Origin of the sequence: Ramlibacter sp. (genome assembly GCA_019635435.1) — a bacterium.
Taxonomy (GTDB): domain Bacteria; phylum Pseudomonadota; class Gammaproteobacteria; order Burkholderiales; family Burkholderiaceae_C; genus JAHBZM01.
On record JAHBZM010000001.1, the window covers coordinates 1785821 to 1799132 of the forward strand.

Annotated in this window: 17 protein-coding genes; 9 read left to right on the forward strand and 8 right to left on the reverse strand. The window is 68.1% G+C overall.

What is annotated here, in order from left to right; genetic code table 11:
* Positions 1-20: 20 nt before the first annotated feature.
* Both KF796_08545 and KF796_08550 read left to right on the forward strand, forming a co-directional pair.
* Positions 21-479 (forward strand): response regulator transcription factor, encoded by a 459-nt coding sequence (locus tag KF796_08545; GenBank protein ID MBX3586681.1) that lies wholly within the window; start codon positions 21-23, stop codon positions 477-479.
* Between the two features lie 290 nt (positions 480-769).
* On the forward strand, positions 770-1327 hold the full coding sequence (locus KF796_08550) for a L,D-transpeptidase (GenBank protein MBX3586682.1): 558 nt from the start codon (positions 770-772) through the stop codon (positions 1325-1327).
* A 33-nt stretch (positions 1328-1360) separates the two neighbouring features.
* On the opposite strand, the gene KF796_08555 is transcribed toward KF796_08550, so the two are convergent.
* Entirely contained in the window at positions 1361-2227 is an 867-nt protein-coding gene (locus KF796_08555) for an NUDIX hydrolase (GenBank protein MBX3586683.1), read from the reverse strand.
* A 125-nt stretch (positions 2228-2352) separates the two neighbouring features.
* Here KF796_08555 and KF796_08560 point away from each other — a divergent pair, with 125 nt between their 5' ends.
* Both KF796_08560 and gshA read left to right on the forward strand, forming a co-directional pair.
* A complete protein-coding gene (locus KF796_08560) occupies positions 2353-3270 on the forward strand; it encodes an SDR family NAD(P)-dependent oxidoreductase (GenBank protein ID MBX3586684.1) in 918 nt (305 codons plus the stop codon).
* Between the two features lie 146 nt (positions 3271-3416).
* Positions 3417-4970, forward strand: coding sequence for a glutamate--cysteine ligase (gene gshA / locus KF796_08565; protein MBX3586685.1), 1554 nt, complete (start codon positions 3417-3419; stop codon positions 4968-4970).
* A 91-nt stretch (positions 4971-5061) separates the two neighbouring features.
* On the opposite strand, the gene KF796_08570 is transcribed toward gshA, so the two are convergent.
* Together KF796_08570 and KF796_08575 are read right to left on the reverse strand one after the other, a co-directional pair.
* The gene (locus tag KF796_08570; protein ID MBX3586686.1) at positions 5062-5874 is read right to left on the reverse strand and encodes a TIGR00266 family protein; all 813 of its coding nucleotides are present in this window, start codon (positions 5872-5874) and stop codon (positions 5062-5064) included.
* Positions 5875-5963: 89 nt separating this feature from the next.
* On the reverse strand, positions 5964-6323 hold the full coding sequence (locus KF796_08575; GenBank protein MBX3586687.1) for an HPF/RaiA family ribosome-associated protein: 360 nt from the start codon (positions 6321-6323) through the stop codon (positions 5964-5966).
* Positions 6324-6458: 135 nt separating this feature from the next.
* On the opposite strand from KF796_08575, the gene KF796_08580 reads away from it, so the two are divergent.
* Complete coding sequence (locus tag KF796_08580) at positions 6459-7394, forward strand: succinylglutamate desuccinylase/aspartoacylase family protein (GenBank protein ID MBX3586688.1); 936 nt, start codon at positions 6459-6461, stop codon at positions 7392-7394.
* Positions 7395-7402: 8 nt separating this feature from the next.
* Here KF796_08580 and KF796_08585 read toward each other — a convergent pair whose 3' ends face one another.
* The 5 genes from KF796_08585 to KF796_08605 all read right to left on the reverse strand — a co-directional run bounded on the left by KF796_08585 (position 7403) and on the right by KF796_08605 (position 10838).
* On the reverse strand, positions 7403-7876 hold the full coding sequence (locus KF796_08585; GenBank protein MBX3586689.1) for an SRPBCC family protein: 474 nt from the start codon (positions 7874-7876) through the stop codon (positions 7403-7405).
* 67 nt (positions 7877-7943) lie between these two features.
* The gene (locus KF796_08590; GenBank protein ID MBX3586690.1) at positions 7944-8288 is read right to left on the reverse strand and encodes a hypothetical protein; all 345 of its coding nucleotides are present in this window, start codon (positions 8286-8288) and stop codon (positions 7944-7946) included.
* 113 nt (positions 8289-8401) lie between these two features.
* Positions 8402-8674, reverse strand: coding sequence for a 2Fe-2S iron-sulfur cluster binding domain-containing protein (locus KF796_08595; GenBank protein MBX3586691.1), 273 nt, complete (start codon positions 8672-8674; stop codon positions 8402-8404).
* A 5-nt stretch (positions 8675-8679) separates the two neighbouring features.
* Complete coding sequence (locus KF796_08600) at positions 8680-9867, reverse strand: aromatic ring-hydroxylating dioxygenase subunit alpha (GenBank protein MBX3586692.1); 1188 nt, start codon at positions 9865-9867, stop codon at positions 8680-8682.
* Positions 9864-10838 carry a tripartite tricarboxylate transporter substrate binding protein gene (locus KF796_08605; GenBank protein MBX3586693.1) on the reverse strand — a complete coding sequence of 325 codons (975 nt, stop codon included), beginning with the start codon at positions 10836-10838 and terminating at the stop codon, positions 9864-9866. Before KF796_08605 ends, KF796_08600 begins: the two co-directional genes overlap by 4 nt.
* Before the next feature lie 86 nt (positions 10839-10924).
* Between KF796_08605 and KF796_08610 the strand changes: the two genes are divergently transcribed.
* The 4 genes from KF796_08610 to KF796_08625 all read left to right on the forward strand — a co-directional run bounded on the left by KF796_08610 (position 10925) and on the right by KF796_08625 (position 13288).
* Positions 10925-11851, forward strand: a complete 927-nt coding sequence (locus tag KF796_08610) for a LysR family transcriptional regulator (protein MBX3586694.1) — start codon at positions 10925-10927, stop codon at positions 11849-11851.
* A 221-nt stretch (positions 11852-12072) separates the two neighbouring features.
* Positions 12073-12315 (forward strand): hypothetical protein, encoded by a 243-nt coding sequence (locus KF796_08615; GenBank protein ID MBX3586695.1) that lies wholly within the window; start codon positions 12073-12075, stop codon positions 12313-12315.
* A 10-nt stretch (positions 12316-12325) separates the two neighbouring features.
* On the forward strand, positions 12326-12571 hold the full coding sequence (infA, locus tag KF796_08620; protein MBX3586696.1) for a translation initiation factor IF-1: 246 nt from the start codon (positions 12326-12328) through the stop codon (positions 12569-12571).
* Between the two features lie 45 nt (positions 12572-12616).
* Positions 12617-13288, forward strand: coding sequence for an alpha/beta hydrolase (locus KF796_08625; protein MBX3586697.1), 672 nt, complete (start codon positions 12617-12619; stop codon positions 13286-13288).
* The last annotated feature ends 24 nt before the right edge of the window (positions 13289-13312 follow it).

The following is a 13312-nucleotide window of genomic DNA, read 5'->3' on the forward strand; positions in this document are numbered from 1 at the left end:
GCGGGGCATAGTCCGTTTGCATGATGACATGGGCAGGGGCGTCTTGCACGATGCAGCAGCGACTGGACGCATCACCACCACGGATTTCCATGACATATTCAACCCATACCGGCGCCATCGCGGCCGGGCAAATTCCAGGGCAGCTCACGCTGTTTGGCCTTGCCGGATGGCTCAGGCACGTGAATGGTGCGTCGGGCGAGCTGCGGGTGCCGCAGGCGGAATGCAGCGCCAACGCCCCCTTTTTCGGGTCCTGCCCCGAGGCGGCCCGCCGCCACGAGGCCCCGCGCCCCCTGACCGCGCGCGAACTGGACGTGTTGCGCCTGATCGCCAAGGGGTACAAGGCCCCTGAGGTGGCCAGTGTGCTGGACCTGTCGCCCCACACCGTTCGCGGCTATGTGCGCGAGGTCTACCGCAAGCTGGGCATTTCGTCGCGGGCAGAGGCCGCGCTGGAGGCGGTGCAGCGCGGCCTGGCGAGCTGAATGCCTTCCTGCGTGAATACTTCACGCTCGCCCGCAGTGCGCCAGAGGCCCCTCGGGGCGGGATTTTGAACAAAATGTGCCGGAAGTCCAGGAGGGGCGGCCGCGTGGCGCTACTGAAAACATAGCAAACCCGGGCATTGGGCAAATGTATCTGTTGTTGCAGGACGCTAATGGCGTCGCTAGCATGCGGCTGTTCAACGCGCCCGAACCGCGGCGCGGCAACAGACCACGGGACTCAGGCAACGATGCAATTACGCAGGTGGATGGTGGCGGCCTTGACGGGGGCTGCAATGGTGCTGTGCGGCTTGCCGGCCGCCGCGCAGGAGGGCGTGGCCCGGCAACTCGGGCAATGGGCCCGGGCGACGGGGGATGCGCAGGGCCTGCCGTTTGCCGTGGTCGACAAGCGCGGCGCGCGGCTGGATGTGTACGACGCCGATGGCCGCCTGCGCGGATCGTCGCCCGCGCTGCTGGGCCAGACGCTGGGTGACCGCAGCGTGCCGGGTGTGGCGCAGCGGGTGCTCACGGGCCTGACGGCCGCCGAACGCACCACGCCGGCGGGCCGCTTTGTCTCGGAGCCGGGCCGCAACCTCAGGGGCGAGGCGGTGGTGTGGGTGGACTACGAGTCGGCGTTCGCGATCCATCGCCTGCGGCCCGCGCCCGCGCACGAGCGCCGGGCCGAGCGGCTGGCCTCGGCCACGCCCGGTGACAACCGCATCACGCTGGGCTGCGTGGTGGTGCCCGAGGCGTTTTTCGACGCCGTGGTGGCGCCGGTGCTGGGCCGCAGCCGCGCCGTGGTGTACGTGTTGCCGGAGTCCGGTGAAGCCGCGGGGCTGATCCGGACGGATTGAGCCCGCCAGGCGACCCCGCGCCCCGCTTCGGGCTCAGCTGAACAGCGCCTCAAATCCTTCGAGGGGCTCGAACCGCCGGTTGCGAAAGACCAGCCGCGTCGGCCCGGGCAGCGCGCGCTCGCGCACCGGGTGACCCGGGTCGCCGGGGTAGCAGACCATGCGCGAGCCCTCGAACTCCTGCGGCTCGGGCTGGATCACCGGCGGCGCCTGGGCGCGCGCCGCCGCCATCACGCTGGCTACATTGGCATGGCGCGAGAGGTGGGCCAGGCTCATGATCTGCGGCGGCGCCAGCGCCATCTGGTCGGCCCAGTAAAGCTCCAGCGCGGCGCGCGGCGCGAGCCAGGTGCTTTCGGTGGTTTCGCGGTTGTCGTGCAGCGCGGTCTGGCCCGCGGGCAGGGCGGCCACGAAGAAGCGCGTGTCAAAGCGCTTTTGCTGCAGAGAGGGCACCACCGGCGTGATCCAGCGTGACCACGGCACAAGGGCGCGGGTCTGCAGGCGCAGCGCCATCAGCGCCAGCACTTCGTCAAAGGCATGGCCTTCGCGCAGCAGGGCGGCCGCGCGCATCACATCGGCACTGTGCGCAAACAGCACGCCCGACTCCTCGAACGCCTCGCGCACCGCCGCCACATACAGGCCGGTGGCGGCGGCCTGGTCCAGCGTGGGCTCGCCCAGGCTGGCCAGCAGCGTGCCGGCCGGCTGGTCCAGGTGGGCCGCGGCGTCCAGCGTGGCGTCGGCGGCATCGACCTTGCCGCCGGGGAAGACAAAGGCGCCGCCGAGCACGTCCGACAGGCCGTGGCGCCTGAGCAGGAAGACCTCGAGCCCAGCCGCGCCGTCGCGCAGCAGCACGATGGACGCCGAGGCACGGGGCGAGCCGCTGACGCTCTGGGTGTTCAATTGCATGGTGAATGGCAGTCGCCTGCGGTGCAGCGGCGGGCGCCACTGTCCAGTAAAGTCCGGCAGGCAGGCGCACAGGCTATCAGAGCCGGCGCGCCAGGCGCATCACCCACATGACAGGAAGACGAGAGATGAGCATTGATTTCAAGGGCCAGGTGGCCATCGTGACCGGCGCCGGCGGCGGTCTGGGCCGGCAGCATGCCCTGGCGCTGGCGCGCCGCGGCGCCAAAGTGATCGTGAACGACCTGGGCGGCGGCGTCGACGGCTCGGGCGGTTCGGTGAGCGCGGCCCAGGCTGTGGTGGACGAGATCCGCGCGGCCGGTGGCGAGGCCCTGGCCAATGGCGCCTCGGTCACCGACTTTGCCGCGGTGCAGGCCATGGTGCAGCAGGCGGTGGACGCCTGGGGCCGCGTGGACATCCTGGTGAACAACGCCGGCATCCTGCGCGACAAGAGCTTTGCCAAGATGGACCTGGCCGATTTCCGCCTGGTGATGGATGTGCACGTGATGGGCGCGGTGCACTGCACCAAGGCGGTATGGCCCGTCATGGCCGCGCAGAAATACGGCCGCATCATCATGACCACCTCGTCCAGCGGCCTGTATGGCAACTTTGGCCAGGCCAACTACGGCGCGGCCAAGATGGCCCTGGTGGGGCTGATGCAGACGCTGTCGATCGAGGGCGAGAAGAACGACATCCGCGTCAACTGCCTCGCCCCCACGGCGGCCACGCGCATGACCGAGGGCCTGATGTCCGAGGAAGTGCTGCGCGCGCTGGACCCCGCTGCCGTAGTGCCGGCCATGCTGGTCATGGCCAGCCGGGAAGCGCCCAACCGCACCGTGCTGTGCGCGGGCGCGGGCACCTTCGAGGCGGCCCACATCACGCTGACGCAGGGCGTGCACATCGGCACTGGCGACCAGGCGCCGGAGGCCCTGGCCGCCCAGCTGGCCGCGGTGACCGACCGCCACGGCGAGATCGTGCCCCAAAGCGGCAGCGCCCAGGGCAGCAATGAGGTCGGCAAGGCGCTGGCGCAGCGCGGCGCCAGAGCCTGACGGCGGTTTGTCTACCCAAAAGCCGGCCAACCGGCTGGCGGGTGGGGCAAACCCCCGGCCCGCGCAGGCCTATCGGGGCCCGATGCAGACCGCGTGCCATCGTGTTAACTTTCGGCCCAAAGCACATTCATTGGGACAAGAACAACATGACCGCCCTGCAGCAACGGCTCCATGCCCTCTCGCCTGAACGGCTGAAAGGCATTCGCCGCGGCATTGAAAAAGAAAGCCTGCGTTCGCTGGCCGACGGCGGGCTCGCGCTCACGCCGCACCCGCAGGCGCTGGGCTCGGCGCTGACGCATCCGCACATCACGACCGACTACAGCGAGTCGCAACTCGAGCTCATCACCGGCGTGCATGCCGGTGTGCAGTCGTGTCTGGACGAGCTCACGCAGATCCACCAGTTCACCTACCGCGCGCTGCGCGATGCGGGCGACGAGATGCTGTGGGTGTCGAGCATGCCCTGCGGCCTGCCCACCGACGAGACCATTCCGCTGGGGCGCTACGGCCCCTCCAACGTGGGGCGCGCCAAGAGCGTGTACCGCATGGGCCTGGGCCACCGCTATGGCCGGCGCATGCAGACCATCTCGGGCATTCACTACAACTGGTCGCTGCCCGGCGTGGACAGCGACCAGTATTTCGCGCTGATCCGCAACTTCCGCCGCCACGCATTCCTGCTGCTGTACCTGCTGGGCGCGTCCCCCGCGGTGTGCCCGACCTTCGTGGCCGGGCGCCAGCACGAGCTGCAGACCCTGGGCGCGCATGCGCTGTACATGCCGCATGGCACCTCGCTGCGCATGGGGCGGCTGGGCTACCAGAGCGACGCGCAGGCCTCGCTCGCGGTGAGCTACAACGGGCTGGAGGGCTATGCGGCCTCATTGCATGACGCGCTGACCCGGCCCTACCCGGCCTACGAAGCGGTGGGCATCCGCAACCCCGGTGGCGACTACAACCAGCTGTCCACCACGCTGCTGCAGATCGAGAACGAGTTCTACGGCACGATCCGCCCCAAGCGCGTGATCTACCCCGGCGAGCGGCCGCTGCACGCGCTGCGCGAGCGCGGCGTGGAATATGTGGAAGTGCGCCTGCTCGACCTCGACCCCTTTGTGCCCATTGGCATCACCGCGCAAAGCCTGCGCCTGCTCGACGTGTTCCTGCTGCACTGCCTGCTGTCCGACAGCCCGCCCGACACGCCGCAGGAGATCGCCGACCTCAAGCACAACCAGCACCTCACGGCGGCGCGTGGCCGCGAGCCCGGGCTGGCGCTGTTGCGCCAGGGGCGCGAGGTCGGGCTGACGCAGTGGGGCAGCGAGCTGGTGGCGGCGTTCGCGCCGATTGCCGCCAGCCTGGATGCCGTGCACCAGACCACCGACTACAGCGCCGCGGTGCGCGAAGCGCAGGCCGCGCTGGCCAATGCCGACTCGCTGCCCTCGGCGCGCGTGCTCGCGGCCATGGCGCGCGACCACGACAACTCATTCATCGCCTTCACCCGGGCCCAGTCACTGCAGACCCGCGACCAGTTGCTGGCCCTGCCGTTTGACGCTGGGCTGCAGGCCCGTTTCGAGGCCATGGCGGTGAAGTCGGTGGCCGACCAGAAGGCCATCGAGGCCGCCGACACGCTGCCGTTCGAGAACTACCGCCAGCAGTATGTGTCGCCCGAGCGCCTGGGCCTGGCCGTGCGCGAAACGGCCGAGCACCTCTGAGCCTTCGGGCTCAGAGCCCCACGCTCCCCCGCTTTGCGTGGGTCACTGCCCCCCGAGGGGGCCTTCGCGCCTTGGGGCGGCCCGGCGGCGCTCAGTCGTCGTCGCCGCCGAGCACACCGCCCAGCAGGCTGCCCGCGCCAAAGCCGCCGAGCACCGAGCCTTCCTCGCGCGAGCCGCCGCGCTGTGGCGCCGCCGCGAACACGCGCGACGCCAGGCGCGAGAACGGCAGGCTTTGCAGCCAGACCGTGCCCGACCCCGACAGCTTGGCGAAGAACAGGCCTTCGCCGCCGAACAGCGCGGTCTTGATCTTGCCCACGTACTGGATCTCGAAGTTGACGCTGGGCGTGTAGGCGACCACGCAGCCGGTGTCCACCAGCAGGGTCTGGCCCGCCGCAAGCTCGCGCTTGACGACGGTGCCGCCGGCGTGGACAAAGGCCAGGCCGTCGCCGTCGAGCTTCTGCATGATGAAGCCCTCGCCGCCAAAGAAGCCGGCGGACAGCTTCTGCTGCACCGCGATGCCCAGCGACACACCGCGCGCCGCGCACAGGAAGGCATCCTTCTGGCAGATCAGCGTGCCGCCAAGCTGGCGCAGGTCCATGGGCAGGATCTTGCCGGGGTAGGGCGCGGCAAAGGCCACGCGCAGCTTGCCCTGGGCGTTGTTGGTGTAGACGGTGGTGAACAGCGACTCGCCCGTGACCAGCCGCTTGCCCGCGCCCAGCAGCTTGCCCAGGAAACCGCCTTGCTGGGCGCTGCCATCGCCAAAGACGGTGTCCATGGCGATGCCGGCATCCATGAACATCATGCTGCCGGCCTCGCCAATGGCGGCCTCGCCGGGGTCGAGCTCGATCTCGACGAACTGCATCTCCGCGCCGCGGATATCGTAGTCAATCACATCCATTGCCATCGCCTGAACTCCATCTGGTTTGAAAAGACGGAGGCGATGTTAGCGAATGCGCGTGCCCCGACGCCGGCGCGGCGTTGCGCCCGGGGCGGCTACTCGGGCGCGAGTGCGTTGCCGGTGCGGATCGACTCGCGGTCGCGCTTGTGGGCGATCTTGCCCAGGGTGTGTCCGAGCAGGTGGCGCAGCTTGTCGGTGGCGCCGCGGATGGCCAGGTCCTGGTTGGCCGCGTGGTGGGTGGCCGCCACGGGCTGGTGGTTGGCCAGCCTGGCTTCCAGGGTGCAGCGCAGGTCTGCCGCGCCCTTGGCCGCGCCGTTCTCGTCGCTCAGCTGCAGCTCGACGCGCGTGATGTCCTGGCGGAAGTGCACGAGTGCCTCATCCAGATGCTGGACGGCCCAGCGCTCCAGCGACTCCTTGTTCTCAATGCCGTTGCCGGCGTTGACTTGAACCTGCATGTCGATCTCCTTTCAGGGTGTGAGCTCCAGTGTGACCCCAAATGCGGGGCTTGTCCGTAGGAGATTAGCCGCATTGACGCTCCCGACCTGATGCCCGCCTTAAGATGGGAGGCATTGACCGCCCCAAGGAATCCCATGAGCGAAGCCCTCCCGGTGTTCGAAGTGCTGCCGCGCGACCTGTCTGCGTACCGCAGGGGCAATGTGGGCGTGGACTATGTGCACCGCTTTGAGTCGGGCCGGCCCGGCCCGCATGTGCTGGTCAACGGCCTCACGCACGGCAACGAGTTCTGCGGCATGAGCGCGGTGACCCACTTGCTGGACAGTGGCGTTCGCCCGCTGTGCGGCACGCTGACCGTGAGCCTGGCCAATGTGCAGGCCTACGAATCTTTTGACCCGGCCCGGCCGTTTGAAAGCCGCCAGCTGGAGCACAACCTCAACCGCATCTGGTCGCCCGAGTGGCTGGACGGCCCTGTGGACAGCCCCGAGCTGCGGCGCGCCCGCGAACTGCGGCCGGTGGTGGCCGCGGCCGACCACGTGCTGGACCTGCACTCCACCAATGCCGACGTGATGCCGTTCTGGGTCTATCCGCAGTACGAGCGCAACGGGGTGGTGGCGCTCGCGCTGGGCCGCCCGTCGGTGCATTTCGTCATGCCCAATGGACTGGGCTCGGGCACGCCGCTGATCCAGTATGGCGCCTTTGGAGACCCGGCAGGCAAGGGGGTGGGGCTGGTTGCCGAATGCGGGCAGCACTTTGCGCGCGCCACCAGTGAGCTGGGCATTGCGGTGGCGCGTGATTTCCTGGCGCACTTCGGGCTGATGGCGCGGGACGCAGCGCCGCCGGCACAGCCCCAGCGCCGCTTCGAGCTGCTGCAGACCTGGGTCATCAAGACGCCCGGGTTCGCGCTGGTCCGGCCGCTGTATGGCTTTGAAGTGTTTGCCAAAGGCGAGCTGATCGCCACGGACGGCGCGGAAGAAATCCGCGCGCCCTGCGATGACTGCACGATCCTGATGCCCGCCAGGCGGGCCATTGTGGGCCGCGAAGGCGTTTACCTGTCGCGCCCGATGGACTGACGCGGGGCCTAGACCTCGCCGCCGAACTTCTTGACGAGGTTGGCGATGTACTTGTCGACGAGTTTCTCGAACTCGCCTTCCACCACGGGCGCCACGACCATCTTCATCAGGCCGGGCAGCGGCACCTCGACCTCGCCCTTGATCTTGAGTTCAATGGCGGTTGACTTGCCCTTGTTGTCGGTGATCTTCCAGCTGCCGCCGACCTGGGCATTGCCCACGCCCTTGACCGGGGTCCACTTCACGGTGCCCTTGGCCTTGTCGCTGACGTACTTGCTGGCGTAGATGGTCTGGATGTTGACCTGCGCGGTCCCGACCTTTTCCATCTCCCACTTGTAGACGCCGTCGCCCATGTCGGTGAGCTTCTCGACCTTGGGAAAGTGGCTGACCGACGTGGGCACGTCGGAGAGCACGGCGAACACATCGGCGGCCTTGGCCTTGACTTCAAATTCGTAGCCCAGGTCGATGTTGACGGTGATGGCCATTCTTGTCTCCTCTTGGTGGGTATCGGGGGTGGCTCATTCTGCCACCGGCAGGCCGGTTGGGGCCGGTTCAGGCCGCCTTGCGCAGGCCGGCTTCGGCCAGGGCGGTGGCGCGCTCTGTGGTGGCCAGTGCCACACCCACGAGCGTGTCCACGGCCACCTTGGCGCCGTCGGCCGTCAGGGCCAGGCCCTTGGCGTAGTAGCCACTGAACACCTGTTGCGCGTGGGCGGCGTTCTTGCGGGTCTCGGACGTGAGCTTGGGGCTGGTTTCCTTGAGCGCGCGCTTCCAGCGCTGCTCGACCGCGTCATGCAGGCGCGTGCCGCCGGTCTGGTAGGTGTCGATGATCTTGTGGGCGGTGCTGCCAAAGGTGGTGATGACGCCGGTGGCGGCCCTGGAGAATTCGGTCGTGGTCATGGCAATGTCCTTTCGGGGTAATGGGGACATTGTCCGCAGCGGGTCTAGGGCCTGAAACCTAAACCGGCCGTATTTCCTAGAGCCGGCTGCCTAGCTGCGACTCAAAAGGCAACTCAAAGATCGATCACCAGCAGCGGGCTCTTGCTGCGCGAGCAGCAGGGCAGGAAGCGGTCATTGGCGGCCTGCTCCTCGGGCGTGAGGTACATGTCCCAATGGTCGGGCTCGCCCTCGATCACCCGGGTCAGGCAGGTGCCGCAGACCCCCTGCTGGCACGAGGTGGCGATGTCCAGCCCGCAGGCCAGCAGCGCGTCGAGCACGCTCTGGTCCGGGGCCACGGGAATGACGCGTCCCGAGCGCGCCAGCTTGATTTCAAAATCCACCGCCATGCCGCTCAGTCTTCCAGAAAATTGCCTGCGCTGAATTTCACGGGTGGCGCGTCCGGGTCAAAGCTCACGCCCGCCGGGTCCTGGCCCTGCGCCACGGCGTCGAGCTGCTTTTGCAGCAGGCGGCGCAGCATCACGATACCGCGGTCGGTGGTGGCCAAGTGCTCCTCGGAGTGCCGCGCAATGGGCCCCTGGCTGGTCATGGCCTCGTAGTCGCCGGGGAACTGCCGGTGCTCCTCCTCGGTCAGCTCCTCCCACAGCTTGCCGTTCAGGCGCGACCGCATTTTGGCCAGCTCACCGTGCTCGCGCACCCGGCCCACCACGTAGATGCGGAAGTGATGGTCATCCATGGGCAGCACCCAGCCCAGCGACTCGACCCGGCCGTAGCGGCCGATGCGCGGGCTCGGGATCACGCGCAGCGTGGGCAGGCCGGCTTCGCTGATGCGCCGCAGGGTCTTGCCATCAGGCAGTTTGCGCAGCGACAGCGTGCGCACGCTCAGTTCCTGGGTGTCCCAGGTGACCTGGGGCATCAGCGCCATCTGCTCGACAAACTGCGTGCCGCTGAACGACGAATGCAGGATGACCACGTGGAACGGGTCCACCAAGTTTTCGTAGTGCTGCAGCCAGTTGCACGGAATGATCTGCGGGCCGCCGCCGCCAATGCTGTTGCCATTGGCCTCGAGGAACTCGCCATCGTCCAGGGTTTCCAGGCACTCGTAGCGCGGCAGCACGGGCTTGCGCTCGGGCGGACCCATGTAGGCCCAGATCAGGCCATAGAGTTCCTGCACCGGGTGCCAGGGCTGGCGCACCTTGTCGCGCGCGCGTCCGCCGTCGGGTTCACACGGCTGTTCCACGCAATGGCCCTGCACGTCAAACAGCCAGCCGTGGTAGCAGCAGCGGATGCCGCGCTCCTCGACCTTGCCGTAATACAGCGACGAGCCGCGGTGCGCGCAGTGCGGGTGCACCAGGCCGGGCCGGCCGGTCTTGTCCCGGAACAGGATCAGGTCCTCGCCCAGCACGCGCACTTTGCGCGGGGTGTCGGTGGCATCTTCGGCCAGGCCCACGGGATGCCAGTAGCGCCGCAGCAGCTCGCCCATGGGCGTGCCCGCACCCACCTCGGTCAGGTCGGCGCGGTGGGTGGGCTGCGGGCGGCCGTAGGCCGTGCCAGTGTCCAGGGCAATCGGAATGACTTTCACTGCCCCACCACCCCTGCGGCCTTGATCAGCTCTGACAGCCGCGGAAAGTCGGCCTTGTAGACCTCCATGAACTGGGCCGGCGTGTTGCCCAGTGGCTCGAAGCCGTAGCCCGTGAGGCGGGCCTGCACATCGGGCATCGCCGTGATCTCGCGCAGGGCGGTCACCCACATGTCCTGAATATTGGCGGGTAACCTGGCCGGCGCATACATGCCTATCCAGCTGTCCACGTCAAAGCCCTGAAAGCCCTGCTCGGCGAACGTGGGCACGCTCGGCATGGTGGACACGCGGCGCGTGCCCGCAATGCCCAGCACCTTCATCTTGCCGCCCTGGCTTTGCGCGCGAGCGGTGGAGGGGTTGGCCCAGGCAAAGTCCAGCAGCTCGCCGAACAGGTCGTTGTGCGCGGCGGCCTCGGATTTGTAGGCCGCATGGATCAGCTGTGCGCCGGTCTGGCGCTTGAGCAGTTCGCCAAACAGGTGGGCCGTGGAACCATTGCCCCAGGTGCCGTAGCTCAGGGGCTTGGGCGAGGCCTTGGCGTAGGCCACGAATTCCTTCAGGTTGTTGAACGGCGCATTGGCGCGGGCCACCAGCATGGGGCCGCCCGTGGCCAGCATGGACAGCGGCGTGAAATCCTTGACCGGGTCGTAGGGCAGCTTGCTTTGCAGGATGGCGTTGTTCACGTGCGTGAGGGGCAGCGTCATCATCACCGTGTAGCCATCCGCGGGCGCCTTGGCCACGTAGTCAGCGGCGATGATGCCGCTGGCGCCGGGCTTGGCGTCGATGATGATCGACTGGCCCCAGCGCTGCTGCAGTTTGTCGCCATAGACGCGGGCCAGCGTGTCGATCGGGCCGCCGGCGGTGCCGAACGGCACAATGCGGATCACCCGGCCCGGAAAGGCCGGCGCCTGGGCCAGCACCGGCGCGGCGGCCAGGGCGGCCACGCTGGCGACGAAGGTTCTGCGGCTGTGGGTCATGGGTTGTCTCCTGTCGTTGTTGGAAAAGCGATGCATGATGCAACGGGCGCAGCGCGCCACACAATTCCAATGTTTGGATATGAGATATGAACCCGCGTGATATCCGCAGCCTCGATGTCGGCATGCTGCGCACTTTCGACGCCCTGATGCAGGAGCGCAGCGTGTCGCGCGCGGCGGCCCGGCTGTTCCTGAGCCAGCCCGCGGTCAGTGCCTCGCTCAACCGGCTGCGCGTGACCTTTGACGATCCGCTTTTCACGCGCACCGCGCATGGGGTCACGCCCACGCCGCGTGCGCATGCGCTGGCGCCGCAGGTGGCGCGGCTGATCGATGGCCTCGCCGCCCTGATGAGCAGCGAACAGCCGTTTGACCCGGCCACGTCCAACCGGATTTTCCGCATCGCAGGCTCCGACCACCCGAGCCGCACGGTGCTGCCGGCGCTGGGCCGCAGGCTGGCCGAGCTGGGCTCGGCGGTGCGCATCGTCTGGGAGCCGCCGGGCACCTGGTCGCTGCCCGAACGCCTGCACAAGGGGGACCTGGACCTGGCCATGATCGCGCGCATCCGCGTGCCGCGCGACATGGAAACCCTCACGCTGTACGAAGACCACTATGTGCACGTCATGCGCGCCGACCATCCGCGCGCCCGGGAGCCTCTCACGCTCGACAGCTTCTGCGCCATCCCGCAGATCTTTCTGGGGTATGGCACCTCGATGCTGGACGACCTGATTGACGAGACCCTGGCGCGCACGGGTCACCAGCGGCTGGCCCAGCTGGCGGTGACCAGCTTTGGCCAGATTTTTCACCAGCTGCTGCACAGCGACCATGCGGCGGTATTGGGCCACCGGGTGGCGCTGGCGCACGGGGAGGCCGACGCGCTGTGCATCCGGCCCTTGCCCTTTGAGTTGCCCCGCTACCAGTCGCTGCTGTGCTGGGACGCGAGGGCGGAGGCCGATGCGGGCATCCAGTGGCTGAAGGCGCAGATTCGCGCCATTGCGGGGCCGCCAGACGGTGCCTGAGCGCGAAAAGCCCCGGCGGGCTATAATGCGTAGTGGCCTGCCAACGGCCTGCAGCCTGACCCATCGCGGGAAGGGCCTGATCCAAGACGCAAACCCGGCCCTCCGCGAGAGGTCCATGCCGCCAGGTTTGCAAGCACCGGCGCCTTGGCATGCCGGACTTTTTTTCCAAACCATCACCCGCAGTGGCCTGATCCGTTGCGGCGAAGCATATTGAGCATCTCATGAAGCAAACCAACAACAACATTACCGTGGGCAAGTACCTGATTTCACCCTTGCCCAAAAAACTCGACAACGGCTGGTGGGCCATTTCCGTGTCCATCCGCTCCGGTTCCGGCAGCGGCACGCATGACCGCGTGCTGCGCCTGACCCGGCTTTTTCGCGACAAGCTGGCCGCGGCTGAATACGCCGTGGCCGAAGGCCTGCGCTGGCTCGGCCCCCGTGCCGCCGGCGCGACCCCCGTTTAAGGAGAACTTGATGGCCAAGGAAGAACTGATTGAAATGCGCGGCAAGGTGTCGGAAGTGCTGCCGGACTCACGCTTTCGCGTGACGCTGGAAAACGGGCACGAACTGATCGCCTACACCGGCGGCAAGATGCGCAAGCACCACATCCGCATCATCGCCGGCGACAACGTCTCGCTCGAACTCTCGCCCTACGACCTGACCAAGGGCCGCATCATGTTCCGCCACCTGGCGGGTCGCAGCGGTCCGGCACCGCGCTGAGCAGGGCGCCTCGGCGCGGGGCAGGCATGAGGGCACAATGCCTTCATGCCGCTCAAAACCATTGAAATGGAAACTGGCGCCAACCCCGGCGCCAGCATCGTGCTCATGCACGGCCTCGGGGCCGATGGCAACGACTTCGTGCCCATCGCCCACGAACTGGACCTGGCCCCCGCGGGGCCGGTTCGCTTTGTTTTTCCCAATGCACCCATCATTCCTGTGACCATCAACGGGGGCCACGCCATGCCCGCCTGGTATGACATCCTGGGCTTCGACCTGGTCCGGCGCGAGGACGAGGCCGGGCTGCGCCGTTCTCAGGCCGGGATCGAGGAGGTGCTGGCCCGCGAGGTGGCGCGCGGCGTGCCCGCGCACCGCATCGTGCTGGCGGGTTTTTCGCAGGGTTGCGCCATGGCGCTGATGACGGGCCTGCGCCACGCCCACCGGCTCGCGGGCATCGTCGGCCTGTCGGGCTACCTGCCGCTGGCCGCCACCACGGCGGCCGAACGCAACCCGGCCAATGCCCAGACCCCGGTGTTCCTGGCGCACGGCCAGCAGGATGACGTGGTGGTGATCAGCCGCGCCACCCAGTCACGCGACGCCCTGCAGGCGCTGGGCTATGAGGTGCAGTGGCACGACTACCCGATGCCGCATTCGGTGTGCCTGGAAGAGATCGCCGACCTGAACCGCTGGCTGCTGCGCGTGCTGCGTCCCGCGGCCTGAGCGGGTGGGGCGGGCCTGGAGGCC